Consider the following 21,433-nt stretch of genomic DNA (forward strand, 5'->3'; position numbering starts at 1 on the left):
AGGCAGAACGTTAAGGATTTTCATGTTGTTCTACCTCAATCCATTCAGTTAAGCCTCGTGCTTTGCCGTAACTCATTAACGTATTGCTAAAGAGATAAGGGGCATCGTTGGATGCTAAAACTTGCTGAATATCCTGAAAATCAGGGTGAGTTTTCATCAGTGTCAGTGCATCTTCAATCTCTGAAGCCGTGTACTGAAAAGGTTCAGACATCAACATGCTTTGTTTCAATGGTCGAGGATAGGTTTCACATTCGAAACGAACTACACCGGCAATTGCTGTACAAATATCCGCATGGCGGTTTAATAATTGCAGTTGTGCGAAGTTATCTGACATAAATTCGTCAGAGTAGAAATAATCCTCTCCATTGAGACTTAAATGGGCGATATCAATAAACTCGTCGCTCTTTAACGCGGTTTCTAACTGCGCAACATCCTCTTCAGTCAGAGAATAGGGCGCATCATACAGCGTTGAAATTGCTAATAGTTCACCTTCTTTTGAACATTGACGTATCGCATTCGCTAGATGTTGTTCGGCAGATAATTCGGCTACCTCTGCAACAGGTTCTTCTACGGTATCCGTGGAGGTGTTAGCGCTACGTCCAACACCTGTTTCTGATAGTGGTAGTAACCAACGGCGACGAGAGATATCGGGTTGCTCTAAAGCAATATCTGCATCATCAGCGATATCTTGTGGTATAGAAGCTGATGCATTTTGTTCTATCATCATGATCTCCTTCTTTTACCTATTAACTTGGTAATAAACCACGAGACGCCAAATCGTCTGCAACATCTTGTAAGCCAAGGCGAACTAAAGTTTCTTTTGTTGGGCAACCTAATTGAGGGTCCCAGCCCATTTCTTGATAGAACATGGTGAGAGAAAGTTGCATGTCTTCTCTGTCCATTTTGTCTGTACCTTCAGTAAAAACGGGAATATCAGGATCTTTATCGAATACCCATGAACAAATTTGGTCATGTTCATTACGCATATCCATTGTATTCATTAACTTAACCGTATAAGCGCGGTGTAATGTGAAGATGCGCTCTGAGGCTAAATCCAGATCTTTAGAAGTCGTTGGTTCACCTGTAATGGCAGTAAAGAATTTAGCTTCCATTTCTAAGTCACCACGATAATTACGGCTCTTATGAGGAGAAACGGTCATTGGCCATACCCAGTTACATAAGGTGACGGCATCGTGTAAGCAACTACGTAAAATGGTCCACTTGGTATAAGCAATTTTGGCTTTATTGATTGGTGTGTAGTTTTTGGTTTCATCAAAAGCATCACCAGAACCAAAGAGCTCACCCGCAATCTCTTTTTGTAGTTTTAGGGGTAAACCACTGCCGATATAGTTGATATGAGTATGTGTCATCGCATCGCGGTTAAACATACAGTTAACGATAGAGCCCACTTGTGCGGAGGCTTCATTCGCATGGTGAATTGGGAAGCCCATTGGCGACCAAAGTTTGTTTTTCTTGTCAGCCCAATACTCTTCACCTAAGTTCCAGCGCTGTGCAATGAGGTAAGAGCCATCCGCAAGGTGACTAAATTCACCTTTGCGATGCGCTAAACGAGAGTAGAACTCTTTGATAAATTCAGGGTTACCTTCTTCCAGTTTATCCCACGGAATTTCATTGTATTCGGCTTCAGGTAATACGCGTTTAAAGACACCGTGGGTATAACAATACGTGAAGTCACGATGAAGCTGCCCGTAGTTACACCAAAGTCCCATATCATCAAAAATATTAAGACCCACTAGGTTACCAACAACGTTACCATCTCCTTTTTTCTCAACATCTTTAGGACCATTAGGGAAAATAGTTGTGTGAACGAAGTTAGCGACACAAGTGTTACCACCTGTTTGTGGTACACCAAATTTTTTCGCTTGTGGAACATTGAGTTGAGCCATACAACGGATAGGGCAAGAGTGGCATCCCCCCATTTTTACCGTGTACTCTTCTGCTTCTGGACCTAAGTCAAAGGTCGATTTCATGGTTCTGAAACCAACAGTATTGATATCTCCAGGCGGGATTTCACCGGTTTCAATAGGACCCCCTTCAGCGGCGCCCCAATATAACCCTTTGCGTGCATTCCAACGAGAGCCAGGGTGTGAATATTCTGCCCATGATTGTGGGGTACTTGGTACAACGTGGTTGTTATTAGAGCCTATCAGTTGTGTCATCATATAGTCGTTAAGTTCTTTTAACGCTTTACGGTCTGCAACGTTAACGCCTCGGCTACCTTCAACAACAATGGCTTTTAATTTTTTAGCGCCTAATACAGCACCAATCCCCGCACCACCACTGTGGTTACGGCTATTAATGATGCCAGATAAAGGAACGAGATTTTCACCCGCCGGACCTATGGCTGCGACACAAGCCTCAGGACTTGTTTGAGCACATAACTCTTCTGTCGTTTGACGAACACCTTTACCCCATAAGAAGGAGGCGTCTTGAATAGAGACTTGGTCATCGTCAATATGGATCCAAGCAGGCTTATCTGATTTACCTTCAATAATCAGTGCGTCATAGCCGGCAAATTTCATCCATGCGGCAAAAAAACCGCCCATATGGGCATCAACGACAAGATTGCCACGAGTAAAGGTGGAAAGAGAGGTAATATTGACTCGGGAGCTACAAGGTGCGCCAGATCCAGTTAAAGGACCTACTGCAAAGACAACTTTGTTTTCTTCATCAAAAGGTTTAACGCCAGGAGCAACCTCTTCGTACATAATTTTGTAGCCAAAGCCCATACCACCAATCAAGAATTTGTACTTGCTTGAGCTTTCACGAGTGATGGCTCCGGTAGTTAAATTGATTCTTAGAATATTTCCAGTCCAGCCGTTAGTCATAATATTGCTTCCTAATCTAAATGTGGTTCAGTGATGTGATTGTCTGGATTTATTAAACAGTAATTTCTTTCCATTCAATGATTTGCAGAGCGCCTGTTGGGCACGCTGATGCACATTCACCACATAAATTACATTTGCCGGATTTTTTAGTTTGTGGATTGACGGTTGCCATCATCCACGGACAAGCTGTTGTACAGGCGGCACAACCAATACAACGACGTGTATCAACGACAATACAGCCGAACTCTTCTTGATAACGGATCGCTTTTACTGGGCAGACCTTCATACATTCAGGATCTTTACATTGGCGACATGTATCCGTTGTAAAGTTTAAATCGCCATAAAGTCCACCACCGGAGCCAATACCTTTATCACCAAAATAAAAATGACGATGGATTTTGGTACGTGAAAAGAATGAGCCAACGCTTCCATCATTCCATGTTGTACATGCTGTTTCGCAGCGGTGGCATCCTGTGCAACGGGCTCTGTTTGTGACTAAAACACCTTTAGGTGTTGTGGTTAATTGAATTATTCCGCTATCTATTTCTTCTTGCTTACAACCTAAAAGAGAAAGCAATGCGGGTGCTATTGTGATCCCTGCAAGCCCTTTACCGGATATTCGCAGAAACTCTAGTCTTGATAGTCCAATATCTAATATTGGACGATGATGTGTATCAGACATTAATATTTATCTCCGCTTAACTAATTTAATAAGAAATAAGTTGTGATGATAAAGTATTTATTTATCCGCTTGCCTTATCGTTATATAAAAAATATAATAACGGTATAGTTAAGGGATATATTATTAAATTCAATTCTTTTTATGATAAAAATACACTGTGACTAAATGTTAAATATTTGTATTTACAATGTGTTATCTCCACTTTTTACGTATTTTTATTATCCTCTTTGATAGTGTGGTTATTAAAAAATTAATACTGTGACTGCTATCATAGAAATAAAAATAGCGAGTGTTATTAATTTTATTTAATTAAATGATTATTGTTTTTATCTGTAATTACGAAAGAGAATAACTACCATTTATATATATTCTATTATTGAAATTACATTAAAGGCGATTTGCTCTTATATTTTATCTAATATTATTATTTTAATAATAAATTGATATTTGATGTTAATTATTTATTTAATCAAAATCTGAGGTTGATTATTATTAATAGAAAAATATATGAATAAATTGTAAAACCATGACTAGATCATTTTTATAAAAAAAGAAACCTTTTCTAATGAAGAGAAGGTTTCTTTTATCAGTTCTATTATGTCATTTTATGGTTAGTAACCCACCGCTTTACCCGCTGGGCGACGAACATCATTTGATCCATAAAGATAACCTTCACGCACTGAACCCGACACAGCGGAATCATTACCTGATGAAGCGGGGATCACCCCATTTTCTCCGGGTAGCCCAACCATAATAAGTTCAGCTGCTCCCCATGGTGTTTGTTCTACCATTTTATATCCCATGGTAGAGAGTTTTTCTAACGTGTCTTTTGATAATCCTCGTTGCTCATAATAAACCTCATCGGGTAACCATTGATGGTGAATGCGAGGGCTATTAACGGCTTCTTGTGGTGGCATACCAAATTCAATGATATTCAGCGCAGTTTGTAAGGTGATTGAGATAATACGAGAACCTCCCGGTGAGCCTAAAATAAGGAATGGTTTGCCTTCTTTAGTCACAATCGTTGGGCTCATTGATGACAATGGGCGTTTTAAGGGGGCAATGCTATTGCGTTCACCTTGTACTAAACCATAGAGATTTTTTTCACCGACTTTGGTGGTAAAATCATCCATCTCATTGTTGAGGAAAAATCCGGTTCCTGGTGCAATGACAACCGCACCAAAACGACCATTTATCGTATAAGTGGTTGATACAGCGTTACCCTTTTTATCTATAACGGAGTAGTGTGTTGTTTCAGGGCTTTCATGAGGAGCAATACCGGGCTGTACATTTTCTGAGGGAGTGGCTTTATTTGGTTTAATTTGTTGGCGTATCTCTGTGGCATAGGCTTTACTTAATAACTTTTCTGTTGGATTTTTAATAAATTGAGGATCACCAAGAAACGTGTTTCTGTCCATATAAGCATGACGCATTGCTTCTGTTAGAGTATGAACATATTCCGCTGAATTAAAGCCCATTGATTTAAGATCATAGTCTTCCAAAATATTCAGTGTTTGGCAGAGAGTGACACCACCTGAACTTGGAGGAGGGGCAGAAATAAACTCATAACCTCGGTAGGTGCAGGTAATAGGTTGGGTTTCTGTGATAGTAAAATTAGCAAAATCTTCTTGAGTTAACAGACCATTATGTTTTTTCGATGCTTCTTCAACTTTTTTAGGGATGTCACCTTGATAGAATGCATCAGCACCTTGGTTTGCGATTAATTCTAATGTATTTGCTAAGTCGGTTTGAATAAGGCGATCTCCAGGTTGCCATGGTGTTCCATCAGGTTTTAAGAAAATTTTTGCAGATCCCGGATCTTGTTTGAAGCGTTCTGTTGTCGTTTCTAATACATCAGTATCAGCGCGCGTTAAAATATAACCTTCTCTAGCCAGTTTAATCGCCGGCGCCATCACTTCTTGGCGTGAAAGTGTGCCGTATTTTTCTAATGCAGCGTCAAGTCCTTTTACTGTACCAGGTACGCCTGAGGCGAGATAACCATATAGACTAGCATCTTTAACTAAATTACCGTCTTTATCTAAATACATATTTTTAGACGCTGAGGCAGGGGCAGTTTCCCTAAAATTAATAAAGGTATTGGTACCATCAGCAAGGTGTATTGTCATAAAACCACCGCCACCAATATTACCGCAGCAGGCATTGACGACAGCTTGCGCATAGCCAACTGCAACGGCAGCATCAATCGCATTACCTCCTTGTTGTAAAATATCATTCCCTACCTGAGAAGCTAAATGTTGAGAAGAAACAACCATACCGTGTTGTGCTTCAACAGCAGGTTCATAAGCAGCATAGAGTGAATGTGAAAAAAGGACAGTGAGTAACAGCAGGTGAGTTCTTTTTATAGTAATCATTATTATCTCCATCAATAACAGTGAGTTATATTGAATAAATACAAATATAGAGATTTACGCTGTTATTAATATAAATTAACAATTGCGTAACAATAAGTATAGAGAGGGGTTATTGGTGAGGAGAATTTTTTTTGATGTGATGATCACAAAACTATCTTTCAGCAGATAAACAATAAGTTTCTGTATAACTAGTTGCAGTAATAAATACCGTTGATAAGCAATAAGTCGATAAATGCTGAATAAACAAAAAAGCCTGTTTTCACAGGCTTTTAGAAATAAAGTCGCTTACTGAAATATTACAGTTTGCCAGAGTTTGCTTTCAGGTATTTCGCTACGCCGTCTGGAGATGCGCCCATACCTTCTTGACCTTTTTCCCACTGTGCTGGGCAAACATCACCGTGCTCTTCGTGGAATTGCAGTGCGTCAACCATACGGATCATTTCATCAATGTTACGACCTAATGGCAGATCGTTAACAACTTGGTGGCGAACAACGCCTTCTTTGTCAATTAAGAATGAACCACGTAGTGCAACGCCCGCTTCTGGGTGTTCGATGCCGTAAGCTTTGATGATGTCATGTTTGATATCAGCAACCATTGGGTATCTAACTTCACCAATACCACCATCATCAATTGGGGTTTTACGCCATGCGTTATGAACGAATTCTGAGTCCATAGAAACGCCGATGATTTCAACGCCACGTTTTTTGAATTCTTCAAAACGGTGATCGAATGCAATCAGTTCTGAAGGGCAAACGAAAGTGAAATCCATTGGCCAGAAGAAAATAACGGCAGGTTTGCCTTTGATAAATGAATGCAGGTTGAAATCATTAACAATTTCACCATTACCTAAAACGGCAGCAGCTGTGAAATCAGGGGCTTTGCGAGTAACCAGAACCATAATGTACTCCTGTAGATTGAAAGAGTTGAGGGTATTTATACTCGTCATACTTCAAGTTGTCGCGTTGTTGACTGCGTTCATTCGCTTGTCGCCTAGCTATACTTCGAATTATTTAGAGCATGTACCCTGTTTTTAAATGATGCATACAGCATAAATAATCAATCGCTATTGATAAAGTCAAACAGAACAATCTATTTGATAGATTATAGTTATCAACTTAATACAATAAAGTAGGATTATTTATGACTCCTTGTATAACGATTCATTCTAATCAACTTTGGAAATGAATACTATGCTTGTTAACAAATCGTTACGAATAATATGATAAATTGACTTTGCATCTCTTTGATATATCAAATGTAATCCTACAATATGACAAAAAAATGAAATTCAAAATGATAGTTAAATGTATCAGTCATCAAGCCGGTGATGCTGTGCTCTTTCTAGCAATTGTGGATAAAACTGCCAAAAAATCTCACTTAATTCATCGTAATGTGTTTCGAGTACGATATAAGAGCCAGCGAGTGCACTTAATCGTGGTCTTCTTCTCGCCATTCCTTTCAATGTTTGAGCAATATATGCTTTGTCAGCATAACGAATTAACCAAGATTGCGACCATAGATACTCATTGAGCTCTTGGAATTTTTCAGGTGTCTGCCATAAATCAGGTTCAATAATATTTCGGGTTTGGGTGACAAATTTAGTTAAAGGTATATCCGGTTCGAATCTTGACCAATTTAAAGAAAGAAAATGATCCCAAAAAACATCTAAGGTAATCGGTGAAACTCGGCGATATTCATCAGGAAATAAAAGGCGAGCTTGTTTGACTAATGGGTGAGTGTCAGTGAGTACATCAATGCGTCTATGCATACGAATACCCTCAATCACAGCTTGGCTGTAATCAGAGCTAGGTGCGCCTTTAACGTAATCTGCCATCATATTGCCTAATAGAGAGCTTTTTGCCCTAAAGGCGAGATGTAAGTGAGCAAGGTAATTCATTAAATCATCATAGCGCTTTTTGAATAAAAAAGGGCTTCTTTGTTGCACTGATAAGCTGGCAGCACTAGACTAGTCCGCCTGTTTTTTATGAAAGTAGTCGTTTAATTATGCGTGTATCAGACTTTACATTTGAATTGCCAGAGGCATTGATTGCTCACTATCCGCAACCTCAACGCAGTGGTTGTCGTTTGCTTTCTTTAGACGGTGAGACGGGGGCTTTATCACACGGTATTTTTACCGATGTGTTAGATAAAATAAATGCGGGTGATCTGCTGGTTTTTAATAATACTCGCGTGATCCCTGCGCGTATTTATGGTCGTAAAGCGTCAGGTGGCAAAATCGAAGTGTTGGTTGAGCGTATGCTTGATGAACATCGCGTTCTTGCTCATGTTCGAGCTTCTAAATCACCGAAAGAAGGCGCCGAGCTTGTGCTAGGCGAAGATGAAAGTGTACAAGCAACTATGGTTGCGCGTCATGATACACTTTTTGAAATTCGCTTTGATGATGAAAGGGATGTTCTTACTATCCTGAATAGCATTGGTCATATGCCTTTACCTCCTTATATTGATCGTCCTGATGAAGAGTCTGATAAAGAGCTTTATCAAACGGTTTATAATGAGCGTCCAGGCGCTGTTGCAGCACCTACAGCAGGGTTACACTTTGATGAACCATTACTTCAAGCCTTAAAAGAAAAAGGCGTTGAGATGGCATTTGTCACACTGCATGTTGGTGCGGGTACTTTCCAACCTGTGCGTGTGGATAATATTGAAGAACACACAATGCATTCTGAATACGCAGAAGTGCCACAAGAAGTGGTTGATGCGGTATTAGCATGTAAAGCACGTGGCAATCGAGTGATTGCTGTAGGAACCACCTCTGTTCGTTCGCTAGAAAGCGCTGCGAAAGCAGCAAAAGATGCGTTAATTGCGCCTTTCTTCGATGATACCCAAATCTTTATTTATCCGGGTTATCAATATCAAATTATTGATGCATTGATTACGAATTTCCATTTGCCTGAATCAACTTTAATCATGCTGGTTTCTGCTTTTGCTGGGTATAAAAATACCATGAATGCTTATAAAGAAGCTGTTGAGCAAGAGTACCGTTTTTTCAGTTATGGTGATGCGATGTTTATTACTTGTAATCCTTTCGCGATCAATGAAAAAGTAGGACAAGAATAAAAATTTATTATTCTTTTTAACGTTTTTCTTCGTTTTATGAATTGTTATCTCAATTTTATTGCTTAATCCCTTTGACTAAGCCCTGTTTTTGTTGAAGTAACATGTACAGCCGTCTAACAAATGATTAGAATGTGCTGTTTTTTATTGCGCATTGGACTGTTTTTCTGATGCTTGGAGGATGAGTGAAATACGAATTAGACAAAACCGACGGTAATGCTCGCCGCGGTCGCCTTATTTTTGAACGTGGTGTGGTTGAAACACCTGCATTTATGCCAGTGGGTACTTATGGCACAGTAAAAGGAATGACACCTGAAGAAGTGAAAGCAACAGGTGCACAAATTCTTTTAGGTAATACCTTCCATTTATGGTTACGCCCTGGTCAAGAAATCATGAAATTACATGGTGATTTACATGATTTTATGCAATGGCAAGGCCCTATTTTAACGGACTCAGGTGGTTTCCAAGTCTTTAGTTTAGGTGCGATGCGTAAAATTAAAGAAGAGGGTGTTCATTTCCGTAACCCTATTAATGGCGAAAAGATTTTCTTAAGCCCAGAAAAATCAATGGAAATCCAATACGATTTGGGTTCTGACATTGTGATGATTTTTGATGAGTGTACGCCATATCCTTCAGATTGGGATTATGCGAAAAACTCAATGGAGATGTCATTACGTTGGGCTAAACGTAGTCGTGCACGCTTTGATGAACTCAATAACAAAAATTCATTATTCGGTATTATTCAAGGTGGTGTTTACGAAGATTTACGTGATATCTCGGTAAAAGGGCTAGTCGAAATTGGTTTTGACGGTTACGCTGTCGGCGGCCTTGCAGTGGGTGAGCCTAAAGAAGATATGCATCGTATTTTAGAACATGTCTGCCCTCAAATTCCTGCGAATAAACCGCGTTATTTAATGGGTGTCGGTAAACCAGAAGATTTAGTTGAAGGCGTTCGTCGTGGTATTGATATGTTTGACTGTGTTATGCCAACGCGAAATGCACGAAATGGCCATCTGTTTGTCACTGATGGTGTCATTAAAATTCGTAATGCGAAACATCGCTCTGATACATCAACGCTAGATGAACATTGTGACTGCTATACCTGTAAAAATTATAGCCGTGCTTATTTACATCATCTTGATCGTTGTAACGAAATTTTAGGTGCAAGGCTGAACACTATCCACAACTTGCGTTATTATCAGCGTTTGATGGCTGAAATTCGTCAGTCTATTGAAGACTCGCGTTTTGAAGAGTTTGTACACGAATTCTACGAACGTATTGGAAAACCCGTCCCACCGCTAAATGGCAGTGCGACTAAGTGTGAATAATGTATACGAGAAAGCCCAATTCTGTGTATGATATTGGGCTTATAACTTGAATATCGTCGATATCGACAACAATGAGGAAAAGTGAATGAGTTTTTTCATTTCTGATGCTGTTGCTTCTGCTGGACAAGCCGCACCTGAAGCTAGCTTTATGTCTATTTTACCGATGTTAGTGATCTTTATTCTGATTTTCTATTTTATGATCCTACGTCCACAGCAAAAACGTACTAAAGAACATCGTAAACTGATGGATTCTATTGGTAAAGGTGATGAAGTTTTAACGACAGGTGGTTTAATTGGTCGTGTTGTTAAGGTTTCAGATAACGGCTATATCGTTGTTGCTCTGAATGAAACAACAGAAGTAACTATCAAACGTGACTTTGTTGCCGCTGTATTACCTAAAGGCACAATGAAAGCTATTTAATAACATTTCCCCAAAGGGAAAAGGGAACTGCCGTGCTAAACCGTTATCCTTTGTGGAAGTACCTGATGTTGATAGCCGCTATCCTCATCGGTCTGCTTTACGCACTTCCTAACCTATATGGTGAGGATCCGGCTGTTCAAATCACTGGCGCGCGGGGAACCGCCGCCAATGAGCAAACACTGGATCAAGTTCGATCTTTATTAGATAAAGAAAAAATTGAAGCGAAATCTATTGCACTTGAAAATGGTGCGATTTTGGCTCGTTTCGGTAACCCTGATATTCAGTTGCGTGCCCGTGAAGTGCTGTTGCCTGCCTTAGGCGACCAGTTCATTGTTGCACTTAACCTTGCACCGGCAACACCAAAATGGTTAGAAGCCATTGGCGGTGAGCCTATGAAACTGGGGTTAGACTTACGTGGTGGTGTTCACTTCCTGATGGAAGTCGATATGGAAACCGCGTTAGGCAAACTTCAAGAACAAAATGTTGAGAGCCTACGTACATTATTACGTGATGAAGGCATTCCATATTCATCTATCCGCAAGACGGATAACTATGGCGTTGAAATCCGTTTCCGTAATTCGGATGATCGCTCTAAAGCTTCAGATTACTTAACTCGTCGTAATCAAGATCTCATTTTTAGAGATGGTGCAAATAACGCATTAAGCGCTATTTTTACTGACGAACGTTTACGTGATGCGCGGACTTATGCAGTTCAGCAAAACATCACTATCTTACGTAATCGTGTTAACCAGTTAGGTGTTGCAGAGCCATTAGTTCAACGTCAAGGCGCTGACCGAATTGTTGTTGAATTACCGGGTATCCAAGATACCGCTCGTGCTAAAGAAATCTTAGGTGCGACAGCAACATTAGAATTCCGTTTAGTCAATACCACTGTTGATCCTTCTGCTTTAGAAACAGGCCGTATTCCAGGCGACTCAGAAGTGAAATATACCCGTGAAGGTAGACCAACTATCCTTTATAAACGCGTTATTTTAACGGGTGACCACATCACTGACTCAACGTCTCAAGCTGATGAATATGGTCAACCTCAAGTGAATATTTCACTTGATAGCGCGGGGGGATCTATCATGTCTAACTTTACGAAGGACAACGTCGGTAAACCGATGGCAACACTGTTCGTAGAGTATAAAGACAGCGGTAAACGCGATGAGAATGACCGTGCGGTGTTGGTTAAAAGCGAAGAAGTTATCAACGTTGCGAATATTCAGAGTCGTTTAGGAAATAGCTTCCGTATTACGGGGATTTCAAATGCGAATGAAGCACGTCAATTATCTCTGTTATTACGTGCTGGTGCGTTGATTGCACCTATTCAAATCGTTGAAGAAAGAACCATTGGTCCAACTTTGGGTCTGCAAAATATTACGCAAGGTTTAGAAGCGTGTTTATGGGGTCTGATTGCGTCTGTTGCCTTTATGATAATTTATTATCGTAAATTTGGTGTGATTGCGAGTACTGCATTAATGGCAAACTTAGTGTTAATCGTTGGGGTAATGTCACTATTACCGGGCGCAACACTGACCATGCCGGGTATTGCGGGTATCGTCTTAACACTTGCCGTCGCCGTCGATGCCAACGTACTGATAAACGAACGTATTAAAGAAGAATTACGTAATGGTCGATCAGTACAACAAGCAATCCATGAAGGTTATAAAGGTGCCTTCTCCAGTATTATTGATGCGAACTTAACCACATTAATTACAGCTGTGATCCTTTATGCAGTCGGTACCGGCTCAATTAAAGGTTTTGCTATCACAACTGCAATCGGGGTTGCAACATCCATGTTTACCGCTATTGTCGGTACTCGTGCGATTGTAAACCTGCTGTATGGTGGTAAACGCGTTAAGAAACTGTCTATTTAAGGAGCACGTTGTGGCACAGGATTATACTGTTGAACAATTAAACCATGGTCGTAGAGTCATTGACTTTATGCGTTGGGACAACGTCGCCTTTAGTATTTCGTTTCTGCTTTTGATAGCGTCAATTGCTATCATTTCCGTGAAAGGATTTAACTGGGGACTGGATTTTACAGGTGGTACTGTCATTGAGATCAATCTCAGTCAACCCGCCGACCTTGATAAAATGCGTGATAGCCTAGATACAGCGGGCTTTAAAGATCCTCTGTTACAAAACTTTGGTAGCAGTCGCGATATTATGGTGCGTATGCCTCCTGTTGAAGGACAGGCTGGTCAAGAATTAGGTAAGAAAGTTATTGATGTTATCAATGCTGAAGTTGATAACGATGCTGTGGTAAAACGTATTGAGTTTGTTGGGCCTAGTGTGGGGAGTGAATTGGCTCAAACAGGTGCAATGGCGTTGTTATCAGCACTTATCTGTATTCTTATCTATGTTGGATTCCGTTTTGAATGGCGTTTGGCGTTAGGTGCGGTGATTGCACTTGCGCATGACGTGGTGATCACACTGGGTGTGCTTTCACTGTTCCACATAGAAGTTGACTTAACCATTGTGGCGTCATTGATGTCTGTTATCGGTTACTCACTGAACGATAGTATTGTTGTATCAGACCGTATTCGTGAGAACTTCCGTAAAATTCGCCGAGGAACATCATATGAAATTATGAACGTTTCTCTTACACAGACATTAAGCCGTACCATCATGACATCAGCAACAACATTATTAGTTGTATTAATGCTGTATATCTTTGGTGGTTCAATGCTTCAAGGCTTCTCTTTAGTTATGTTAATCGGTGTTTCAATCGGTACTATTTCTTCTATTTATGTGGCTTCTGCATTAGCACTGAAAATGGGAATGAAACGTGAACACTTGATTGTACAAAAAGTGGAAAAAGAGGGTGCCGATCAGACAACACTCTTACCATAATAGAGCGTTTATCTGATAAAACATCGCAAACACCCTGCCAGTGTATACTGACAGGGTGTTTTTTGTTCACTGAACAGGTACACTGTTTATGAGTATTGTCAAAAGTAGGAATAACTATGCATTGCCCATTTTGTGGAGCCGTAGATACCAAGGTAATTGATTCCAGACTTGTTGGTGATGGTTCACAAGTGCGCCGTCGTCGCCAATGTCTTGTTTGTCATGAACGTTTTACTACCTTTGAAGTAGCAGAGTTAGTGATGCCTCGTGTTGTGAAAAGTGATGAAATACGTGAGCCTTTTGATGAAGAGAAACTTCGTCGAGGTATGCTTAAAGCATTAGAAAAGCGTCCCGTCAGTTCAGATGATGTTGAAGCTGCAATAAGCCATATTAAATCACAATTAAGAGCGACGGGTGAAAGAGAAATCCCTTCAAAAGAAATTGGCAATTTTGTTATGGAACAACTAAAGAAACTCGATAAAGTGGCTTATATTCGCTTTGCTTCTGTTTATCGTAGTTTTGAAGATATCCGTGATTTTGGTGAAGAAATTGCAAAATTACAGGATTAATACTGTGCTTTATTTAATGATTTGAAAAATAACGATAAATAATAAAATTACATGTAATTATTATGATAAATAACAACAGCAACAACCCAAGTGAAAATGAAAGCCTGCATGATGAACACTATATGCGTCGAGCCATCGAGCTTGCAGCATTAGGTCGCTTTACAACATCCCCTAATCCTAATGTGGGGTGTGTGATTGTAAAAGAGGGCGAGATTATCGGTGAAGGTTATCACCATCATGCAGGTGGTCCTCATGCTGAAGTCAATGCATTAAAAATGGCAGGAGATAAAGCAAAAGGGGCGACGGCGTATGTTACACTTGAACCTTGTAGCCACTTTGGTAAAACGCCACCTTGTGCTGATGCCTTGATTAATGCAGGTATAAAACGCGTTGTTGCTGCGATGCAAGATCCAAATCCTCAAGTTGCAGGACGAGGATTACACAAATTATTATCAGCTGGAATTGATGTATCACATGGTGTTTTAATGCAAGAAGCTGAAAAACTTAACGTTGGCTTTTTTAAACGAATGAGAACAGGCTTCCCTTATATCCAACTAAAATTAGGTGCATCTTTAGATGGTAAAACAGCATTAGCATCGGGTGAAAGCCAATGGATAACCTCTAAAGCCTCTCGTCGAGATGTACAAAATTTTCGGGCTCAAGCCAGCGCTATTTTAACGACAAGTGCAACAGTGCTTGCTGATAACCCATCTATGAATGTACGTTGGGATGAGCTTTCAGATGAAATTAAAGCGCTTTATCCAGAAGAAACGCTACGCCAACCTATTCGCATTGTTGCTGATAGCCAAAATAGAGTGACTGAAAATCATAAAATCACTCAAATTGAAGGCGAATGCTGGCTGGCACGTACAAAATCACAGCCAGCTGATTGGCAAGGTAATGTATCAGAAATCCTATTACCAACGAATGGTAAAAACAGTGGTGTGGATTTAGTTTTATTAATGATGCAATTAGGTAAACGCAATATCAATACCGTATGGGTTGAAAGTGGTGCGCATTTTGCTGGTGCATTATTAGAGGCTGGGCTTGTTGATGAGCTTATTATATATATTGCACCTAAAATTTTAGGGAATGATGCACGTGGATTATTTGCACTTTCTCCACTCTCATCCTTATCCGAAGCACCTGAATTTACAGTAGATTCTCTCCAACAAATTGGCTCTGATATCAGAGTTTGTTTAAAACCTCGTTATTAATAGACGCAAATAAGTGTGTCTACGGCGCTATTTGTAGTAAAATAGCGCCGTGTGTGTTATTTCCTGTCGTTACGACATCGTTATCAGCCAACTAAATGCCTTGATTTTTCAAGGGTTTTTGGCTCCTTTGCTGTGTGATAATAAAACAGAGCGCAGTGAAGGAAAGAATATGATAAAATCCGCGCCCCGCGGATAGGAGAAAAAGGTAACCTATGAACGTAATCAAAGGTGTTGTCGCGGCGCCAAACGCACGCGTAGCAATTGCAATTGCCCGTTTTAATAACTTTATCAACGACAGCCTATTAGAAGGTGCGGTTGATGCATTAGAACGCATTGGACAAGTTTCCTCTGAAAATATTACCGTCGTTTGGGTTCCAGGCGCTTATGAGTTGCCATTAACGGTTAAAGCATTAGCCGAAAGCGACAAATATGATGCAGTTATCGCATTAGGTACTGTTATCCGTGGTGGAACCGCACATTTTGAATACGTTGCTGGCGAATGCAGTTCTGGTTTATCTCAAGTTGCAATGCAAAGCGAGATCCCTGTGACTTTTGGTGTATTAACTACTGAAAGTATTGAACAGGCAATTGAACGCGCTGGAACTAAAGCGGGCAACAAAGGTGCTGAAGCTGCAATGACAGCACTTGAAATGATCAATGTACTTAAAGCCATAAAAGGCTAATCATCTGTTTTAACTTAAGGGGAATTTTGTGAAACCTGCTGCTCGTCGTCGTGCTCGTGAGTGTGCTGTTCAAGCTATCTACTCATGGCAATTATCCGGAAATGACATCGCGGATGTGGAATTGGAGTTTTTATCCGAGCAGGATACCCAAGGTGTAGATATTGCTTATTTTCGTGAGCTTTTAGTGGGTGTTGCCATTAATGCAACACGTTTAGATAAGGCGATGGAACCTTATTTATCCCGTCAACTTGAAGAGTTAGGCCAAGTTGAAAAAGCTATTTTACGTTTAGCAATGTTTGAACTTAGCTTCCGTGAAGATGTTCCTTACAAAGTTGCGATTAACGAAGCGATTGAACTGGCTAAGGTATTTGGTGCTGACGATAGCCATAAATTTGTTAATGGCGTGCTTGATAAAGCGGCACCAACTGTACGTAAAAAATAATGTTTTTCACGTTTCCTCTATGGTAAATAATTCAAGGCCGGTATTTCCGGCCTTTTGTTTAATAAAACTCGTTTAGTATGCACAGCTAAATAGGAAATAGATAATGCCTTGTGGTGAATTTTCCCTTATTAAGCAATATTTCACTTCACAGCCTGTAAAACGAAAAGATGTGAGTACGGGCATTGGAGATGACTGCGCAATATTGACGGTGCCTGAAAAGCAGCAAGTCGCTATTAGCACTGATACGTTAGTGAGCGGCATTCACTTTCTTCCTTCTATCTCACCTGAAGATTTAGCTTATAAAGCACTTGCTGTAAATATTAGTGATTTAGCTGCCGTTGGTGCAGATCCTTCTTGGGCGTCATTAGCTTTAACGCTTCCTGATACAAACAGTGAATGGCTTGAGGCATTTAGTCGCTCTTTCTTTGCGTTAGCTGATTATTATGCAATCCAGTTAATCGGTGGTGATACCACTCGTGGTCCTTTAAGCTTAACAATCACAATACAAGGGCTTGTTCCACAAGGAACCGCATTGCTTCGTTCTGGCGCTAAAATTGGCGATTGGATCTATGTTACGGGTTTTTTAGGTGATAGTGCGGCAGGACTTGCTGTATTACAAAATAGATTACAGCCGACAGAAAAAGAGCATAGTGATTATTTTGTTGCAAGGCATTTGCGTCCTCAACCTCGTTTACTACAAGGTCAAGCATTACGTCATTTAGCGACATCAGCGATTGATATTTCTGATGGATTGATTTCAGATTTGAACCATATTCTCACAGCAAGTGGTTGTGGGGCTCGCTTAAATTTAGATGCATTACCTTACTCATCAGCAATGAAAGCGGAAGTGAGCGAAGAACAAGCGGAGATTTGGGCATTAAGTGGCGGCGAAGATTATGAATTATGTTTTACGGTGCCTGAAATCAACCGTGGCGCGTTAGAGATTGCATTAGCCCATACAGGCGCCGATTTTCATTGCATAGGGCAAATTATGCCGATTGCTGAAGGTATTCGTTATTTACGAGATGGTAAAGATGTTTACCCTAATCTCAAAGGGTTTGATCATTTCAGTGAGTCTGATCAGTAAGCCTATCTCAATTTAAAAGGCGCTCTATAAGCGCCTTTCAGAATATTTTGAAGAGGCTATTGCATTAGGTTCTTTCAGCTTTACGTTTAGCAATACGTTCTTTAATGGATGCTATATCTAGTATAACGCCTTTGTTTGAACCTGACGTTTTCACTGCAACTCTCGTTTTGGGTTTAACTGAATTATTCATGCGAGAGCCTCCTTTGGTTTTCGGATCATTGGTTAAATTATGCTCATGAGTAAATGAGGTGTCAACCGATTTGATTTCTCGTTCTAGTTCCTCTTTATCTCTTTCCCTTTCATTATCCATCATTAATATTAATTCACTTAGTTCTTCTTTATTTCCACAGTTTTCTTTAATTAAATGGAGGATTTTTTTATTATATTGTTCTATTGTTCCTGTATCTAACCAATTTAGTTTATCAACAATAAGGTTTTTCTCTAGCCACTTAATATAATCAAAGCCTCCACCAGAACAGCGATCTTTTATAGATGCCGAATTCATACTTATTTTAATAAAGTGATCACCGTATTTGATAAAATCATAATGTTGACCATTTATAGTAATTATTTGAATATTATTTATATAACACTCAATTGCATATTCAGAACCAGAACCAGCACCATAAAAAATATAATTATAGTTTTTTGTTGTAGTCGCACCTTGAAAATAAACAACTTCTCCGTTCTTTCTATCTATTTCAATAAATTCACAAATATCCTCATCCATATTTGAAAGAACACCTATTAGTGTAGCATACTCTTCATCTATACCTATATTATCTCCAATATAAAATTCTAATATAACTAATATTGAATTTATATAACCAGAATAGAATATGATGCTATTATCAAGCACATAAAATTTCTTAAAAGGAGCAGGCGCAGGGTTATCATCATAATCAGTCCATAGTCTATCTGCTGCTACAAATGCTAAATTTTGAGAAATAATTGTAGTCATTACTTGTAATAGTATGATTGAATTTAAAAGAATTTAATTATTCTATATTGATGAGAGATAAAAGTGAAAATATACTTAAATACTTAAATATATTAATGGATATTAAAAAGGCGCTCTATAAGCGCCTTTCAGAATGCAATAACATCGAGATCTATCAACAAAGATATTATCAATAATCTGTTATTCTTAGTTTTTCTTAACAAATTCAGATTTCAACTTCATTGGTCCAAAGCCATCAATTTTACAATCAATATTATGGTCGCCTTCCACTAAACGGATACCTTTTACTTTAGTCCCTATTTTCAGCATAGTTGAGCTACCTTTGACTTTGAGATCTTTAATCACCGTCACGGAATCGCCATCAGCTAATACATTGCCGTTAGCATCTTTAACCACTAACTCATCGTTATCAACGGTTGGTTCAGTATCGTTCCACTCGTGCGCACATTCAGGGCAAACATACATTGCACCATCTTCATAGGTGTATTCTGAATTGCACTTAGGACAAGAAGGTAATGACATAATAATACTCTCAAATTTTATCAAAATGGGAAGTGATTAATCGTCACAATGAGGATAACACTTGCCCCATACATTAAAGGACACATTATCGTTTAAGAGTAAACATGCTAAGCAATCCCCTAAATGGGCGTTGCTTCAGATAATGTGAAAGGGCAATAGTATAATAGATTTGATGGAAATTTGCATCTTTCACCGGTTATGACATAACGAGTGAGGAAAAGTAGATTAGATATTGAGAGTTAAATAGAAAATAAAGATAAATAAAATTAGTTTTGAATATCTGTTAACTCAATGATATTAAATAAATAATATTATAAATATAACTAAAAATAAATGCCCTCATCGTAAATGAGAGCATCATCAATAATAGTGTTAATCTTCTTGTTATTATTTTATGAAATCTATCACAGATCCACGTTCTATAAGTTTGGGTGTAAGCACCAGAACATTGTCATCAGCATCGATATTTTCCATACGATGTAATAATTGGCTGACAGCGAGTTTTCCTAATTCATCTTTGGGTTGGTGGATCGTAGAAAGAGGAGGGATCATATAGGAAGCGAGATCGATATCGTCATAACCCATGATTGAAATATCATCAGGTACACGCAAACCTTTTTGATAAATAGCTTGATAAGCACCAACAGCCATCGCGTCATTACAGGTAAAAACCGCTTGTGGCAAGACAGAAAGTGAGAGTAACTTTTGCATTGCGCTAAATCCACCGGCAAATTCAAAATCGCTGGTTAACACAAACTCTTCTCGAATAGCTAATCCGGCTTTTTGCATTGCATTGTAATAACCTTGCAAACGATGTTTTGCAGGCAGTTTATCTTGGGGACCTGCAATACAAGCAATTTCAGTAAAGCCTTTTTTAATCAGATAATTGGTTGCGATTTCTCCCCCAAGCAGAGAGTTATCTTGAATAATATCGCCCCCGTATTCAAACGGAGACCAATCCATCATAACCATAGGTAAACGAGGATAACGATTTAGCACTTCATGAGAGGGCGCTCTGGCTTCAGTTGACATTAATAATAAGCCATCAACACGTTTTTGTAGCAACGTTTCAAGGCTACTATCCATGCGCTCGTAATCACCTTCAGTGTTACATAAAATAAGGCTATAACCTTTTTCGTAACAACTGCGTTCAACGCCACGAACAACTTCTGCATAAAACGGGTTACTACTGGCTGTCACTAACATTCCAATAGTGTGAGTACAGTTCATTTTTAAACTGCGTGCTAAAGCCGAAGGCGCGTAATTTAAGGTTTCGATAGCGTCGTTAACCTTTTTACGAATGCCTTCGCTAACATAACGATTGTTATTGATAACGTGAGAAACAGTTGATGTCGAAACGCCCGCCAAACGGGCGACATCTTTCATTGTCGCCAAAGTACTATGCTCGCTCTGCTAAAAATGATTCGATTTCATGACGCCAAGGAACAGACGATTGCGCACCATGACGTGTAACGGCAATTGCCGCTGCTGCGTGAGCAAAACGGATAGCCTCAACGGAAGGTTTCCCTTCTAATATTGCAGTGACAAATGCACCGTTAAATGTATCACCAGCAGCAATGGTATCAACAGCATCGACACGAAATCCAGGAATTATCATGCCTTTTCCTTGTTCACTAAACCATACACCGCGGCTACCCAACGTGATTAGTACTTGTTTGATACCTTTACGATGTAAAATCTCGGCTGCTTTTGCTGCACCCGCTTCATCATGCACAGAAACGCCCGTTAATATTTCGGCTTCTGTCTCATTTGGCGTGATAACATCAATAAAACTCAGAAATTCATCAGATAAAGCTTGTGCGGGGGCGGGATTTAAAATGACTTTAGTTTGATGTGATTTTGCCAGTTTTGCAGCTTCAAAAACCGTCTCTAACGGTGATTCTAATTGCATCAGTAAGGCATCAGCATGCTCTACAACATGATGATATTGCTGAAAATACGTAGGTGTAAGTGCGCCATTCGCACCTGCAACGATGCTAATTACATTTTCACCTTGTTCATTAACAAGGATCATCGCGACACCAGTTGGTGTCTGCGGAATAATACTAATTGCATCAATATGAATATTATCTGTTTTTAGTTGAGAGATGATTTCACTGCCAATGGCATCATCACCAACACAAGCAATAAAGGTAATATCGGCGCCACTGCGACCACAAGCAACGGCTTGATTTGCACCTTTACCGCCAAAGGCTATTTTATATTGATGACCAATAATGGTTTCACCAGGTTTTGGAAATTGTGAAATATTCATAATGTGGTCAACATTGATGCTACCTAGAACAGCAAGGCGAGGTGTTGTCATAGCCTTTATCCTTGTGAAAACGTGTTTTAATGATTAAAGCTA

At 39.6% G+C, this 21,433-nt stretch carries 20 protein-coding genes; 10 read left to right on the forward strand and 10 right to left on the reverse strand.

Annotated elements, in window-relative coordinates; translation table 11 throughout:
- Window positions 1-10 precede the first annotated feature (10 nt).
- The 6 genes from DK865_RS11655 to DK865_RS11680 all read right to left on the reverse strand — a co-directional run bounded on the left by DK865_RS11655 (window position 11) and on the right by DK865_RS11680 (window position 7,801).
- Window positions 11-727, reverse strand: a complete 717-nt coding sequence (locus tag DK865_RS11655; RefSeq protein ID WP_023580895.1) for a YdhW family putative oxidoreductase system protein — start codon at window positions 725-727, stop codon at window positions 11-13.
- A 19-nt stretch (window positions 728-746) separates the two neighbouring features.
- Window positions 747-2,849 (reverse strand): aldehyde ferredoxin oxidoreductase, encoded by a 2,103-nt coding sequence (locus tag DK865_RS11660; RefSeq protein WP_109391985.1) that lies wholly within the window; start codon window positions 2,847-2,849, stop codon window positions 747-749.
- Window positions 2,850-2,901: 52 nt separating this feature from the next.
- Window positions 2,902-3,531 carry a ferredoxin-like protein gene (locus DK865_RS11665; RefSeq protein ID WP_006535141.1) on the reverse strand — a complete coding sequence of 210 codons (630 nt, stop codon included), beginning with the start codon at window positions 3,529-3,531 and terminating at the stop codon, window positions 2,902-2,904.
- A gap of 611 nt (window positions 3,532-4,142) precedes the next feature.
- Complete coding sequence (ggt, locus tag DK865_RS11670; protein ID WP_109391986.1) at window positions 4,143-5,903, reverse strand: gamma-glutamyltransferase; 1,761 nt, start codon at window positions 5,901-5,903, stop codon at window positions 4,143-4,145.
- Between the two features lie 296 nt (window positions 5,904-6,199).
- The gene (locus DK865_RS11675; RefSeq protein WP_036911731.1) at window positions 6,200-6,802 is read right to left on the reverse strand and encodes a peroxiredoxin C; all 603 of its coding nucleotides are present in this window, start codon (window positions 6,800-6,802) and stop codon (window positions 6,200-6,202) included.
- Between the two features lie 411 nt (window positions 6,803-7,213).
- Window positions 7,214-7,801: an acyl carrier protein phosphodiesterase gene (locus DK865_RS11680; protein WP_109392047.1), complete on the reverse strand. Its 588-nt coding sequence runs from the start codon at window positions 7,799-7,801 to the stop codon at window positions 7,214-7,216.
- 107 nt (window positions 7,802-7,908) lie between these two features.
- On the opposite strand from DK865_RS11680, the gene queA reads away from it, so the two are divergent.
- The 10 genes from queA (at window position 7,909) to thiL (ending at window position 17,582) form a co-directional block, all read left to right on the forward strand.
- Window positions 7,909-8,982 (forward strand): tRNA preQ1(34) S-adenosylmethionine ribosyltransferase-isomerase QueA, encoded by a 1,074-nt coding sequence (gene queA / locus DK865_RS11685; protein ID WP_023580891.1) that lies wholly within the window; start codon window positions 7,909-7,911, stop codon window positions 8,980-8,982.
- A gap of 182 nt (window positions 8,983-9,164) precedes the next feature.
- A complete protein-coding gene (gene tgt, locus DK865_RS11690; protein ID WP_036911729.1) occupies window positions 9,165-10,307 on the forward strand; it encodes a tRNA guanosine(34) transglycosylase Tgt in 1,143 nt (380 codons plus the stop codon).
- A gap of 85 nt (window positions 10,308-10,392) precedes the next feature.
- Entirely contained in the window at window positions 10,393-10,728 is a 336-nt protein-coding gene (yajC, locus tag DK865_RS11695; protein ID WP_006535133.1) for a preprotein translocase subunit YajC, read from the forward strand.
- A gap of 32 nt (window positions 10,729-10,760) precedes the next feature.
- Window positions 10,761-12,608 (forward strand): protein translocase subunit SecD, encoded by a 1,848-nt coding sequence (gene secD, locus DK865_RS11700; protein WP_109391987.1) that lies wholly within the window; start codon window positions 10,761-10,763, stop codon window positions 12,606-12,608.
- 10 nt (window positions 12,609-12,618) lie between these two features.
- Window positions 12,619-13,587 carry a protein translocase subunit SecF gene (secF, locus tag DK865_RS11705; protein WP_036911726.1) on the forward strand — a complete coding sequence of 323 codons (969 nt, stop codon included), beginning with the start codon at window positions 12,619-12,621 and terminating at the stop codon, window positions 13,585-13,587.
- A 116-nt stretch (window positions 13,588-13,703) separates the two neighbouring features.
- The gene (gene nrdR / locus DK865_RS11710; protein ID WP_006535128.1) at window positions 13,704-14,153 is read left to right on the forward strand and encodes a transcriptional regulator NrdR; all 450 of its coding nucleotides are present in this window, start codon (window positions 13,704-13,706) and stop codon (window positions 14,151-14,153) included.
- Between the two features lie 62 nt (window positions 14,154-14,215).
- The gene (gene ribD, locus DK865_RS11715) at window positions 14,216-15,370 is read left to right on the forward strand and encodes a bifunctional diaminohydroxyphosphoribosylaminopyrimidine deaminase/5-amino-6-(5-phosphoribosylamino)uracil reductase RibD (protein WP_023580888.1); all 1,155 of its coding nucleotides are present in this window, start codon (window positions 14,216-14,218) and stop codon (window positions 15,368-15,370) included.
- A gap of 212 nt (window positions 15,371-15,582) precedes the next feature.
- Window positions 15,583-16,053 carry a 6,7-dimethyl-8-ribityllumazine synthase gene (ribH, locus tag DK865_RS11720; protein WP_023580887.1) on the forward strand — a complete coding sequence of 157 codons (471 nt, stop codon included), beginning with the start codon at window positions 15,583-15,585 and terminating at the stop codon, window positions 16,051-16,053.
- 28 nt (window positions 16,054-16,081) lie between these two features.
- Window positions 16,082-16,495, forward strand: coding sequence for a transcription antitermination factor NusB (gene nusB, locus DK865_RS11725; RefSeq protein ID WP_006535124.1), 414 nt, complete (start codon window positions 16,082-16,084; stop codon window positions 16,493-16,495).
- A gap of 103 nt (window positions 16,496-16,598) precedes the next feature.
- Complete coding sequence (gene thiL, locus DK865_RS11730) at window positions 16,599-17,582, forward strand: thiamine-phosphate kinase (RefSeq protein ID WP_023580886.1); 984 nt, start codon at window positions 16,599-16,601, stop codon at window positions 17,580-17,582.
- Between the two features lie 64 nt (window positions 17,583-17,646).
- On the opposite strand, the gene DK865_RS11735 is transcribed toward thiL, so the two are convergent.
- The 4 genes from DK865_RS11735 to rbsK form a co-directional block, all read right to left on the reverse strand.
- Window positions 17,647-18,543, reverse strand: a complete 897-nt coding sequence (locus DK865_RS11735) for a hypothetical protein (protein ID WP_109391988.1) — start codon at window positions 18,541-18,543, stop codon at window positions 17,647-17,649.
- 186 nt (window positions 18,544-18,729) lie between these two features.
- A complete protein-coding gene (locus DK865_RS11740) occupies window positions 18,730-19,065 on the reverse strand; it encodes a zinc ribbon domain-containing protein YjdM (protein ID WP_109391989.1) in 336 nt (111 codons plus the stop codon).
- Between the two features lie 387 nt (window positions 19,066-19,452).
- On the reverse strand, window positions 19,453-20,460 hold the full coding sequence (rbsR, locus tag DK865_RS11745; protein ID WP_194295201.1) for a ribose operon transcriptional repressor RbsR: 1,008 nt from the start codon (window positions 20,458-20,460) through the stop codon (window positions 19,453-19,455).
- 4 nt (window positions 20,461-20,464) lie between these two features.
- Entirely contained in the window at window positions 20,465-21,391 is a 927-nt protein-coding gene (rbsK, locus tag DK865_RS11750) for a ribokinase (RefSeq protein WP_109391990.1), read from the reverse strand.
- Between the last annotated feature and the right edge of the window lie 42 nt (window positions 21,392-21,433).

This window comes from Proteus cibi, from assembly GCF_003144405.1.
Taxonomy (GTDB): domain Bacteria; phylum Pseudomonadota; class Gammaproteobacteria; order Enterobacterales; family Enterobacteriaceae; genus Proteus; species Proteus cibi.

Coding starts and splice junctions, on each gene's coding strand:
- DK865_RS11655 (WP_023580895.1), bottom strand. CDS start 727: ATGATGATAGAACAAAATGCATCAGCTTCTATACCACAAGATATCGCT.
- DK865_RS11660 (WP_109391985.1), bottom strand. CDS start 2,849: ATGACTAACGGCTGGACTGGAAATATTCTAAGAATCAATTTAACTACC.
- DK865_RS11665 (WP_006535141.1), bottom strand. CDS start 3,531: ATGTCTGATACACATCATCGTCCAATATTAGATATTGGACTATCAAGA.
- ggt (WP_109391986.1), bottom strand. CDS start 5,903: ATGATTACTATAAAAAGAACTCACCTGCTGTTACTCACTGTCCTTTTT.
- DK865_RS11675 (WP_036911731.1), bottom strand. CDS start 6,802: ATGGTTCTGGTTACTCGCAAAGCCCCTGATTTCACAGCTGCTGCCGTT.
- DK865_RS11680 (WP_109392047.1), bottom strand. CDS start 7,801: ATGAATTACCTTGCTCACTTACATCTCGCCTTTAGGGCAAAAAGCTCT.
- queA (WP_023580891.1), top strand. CDS start 7,909: ATGCGTGTATCAGACTTTACATTTGAATTGCCAGAGGCATTGATTGCT.
- yajC (WP_006535133.1), top strand. CDS start 10,393: ATGAGTTTTTTCATTTCTGATGCTGTTGCTTCTGCTGGACAAGCCGCA.
- nrdR (WP_006535128.1), top strand. CDS start 13,704: ATGCATTGCCCATTTTGTGGAGCCGTAGATACCAAGGTAATTGATTCC.
- ribD (WP_023580888.1), top strand. CDS start 14,216: ATGATAAATAACAACAGCAACAACCCAAGTGAAAATGAAAGCCTGCAT.
- ribH (WP_023580887.1), top strand. CDS start 15,583: ATGAACGTAATCAAAGGTGTTGTCGCGGCGCCAAACGCACGCGTAGCA.
- thiL (WP_023580886.1), top strand. CDS start 16,599: ATGCCTTGTGGTGAATTTTCCCTTATTAAGCAATATTTCACTTCACAG.
- DK865_RS11735 (WP_109391988.1), bottom strand. CDS start 18,543: ATGACTACAATTATTTCTCAAAATTTAGCATTTGTAGCAGCAGATAGA.
- DK865_RS11740 (WP_109391989.1), bottom strand. CDS start 19,065: ATGTCATTACCTTCTTGTCCTAAGTGCAATTCAGAATACACCTATGAA.
- rbsK (WP_109391990.1), bottom strand. CDS start 21,391: ATGACAACACCTCGCCTTGCTGTTCTAGGTAGCATCAATGTTGACCAC.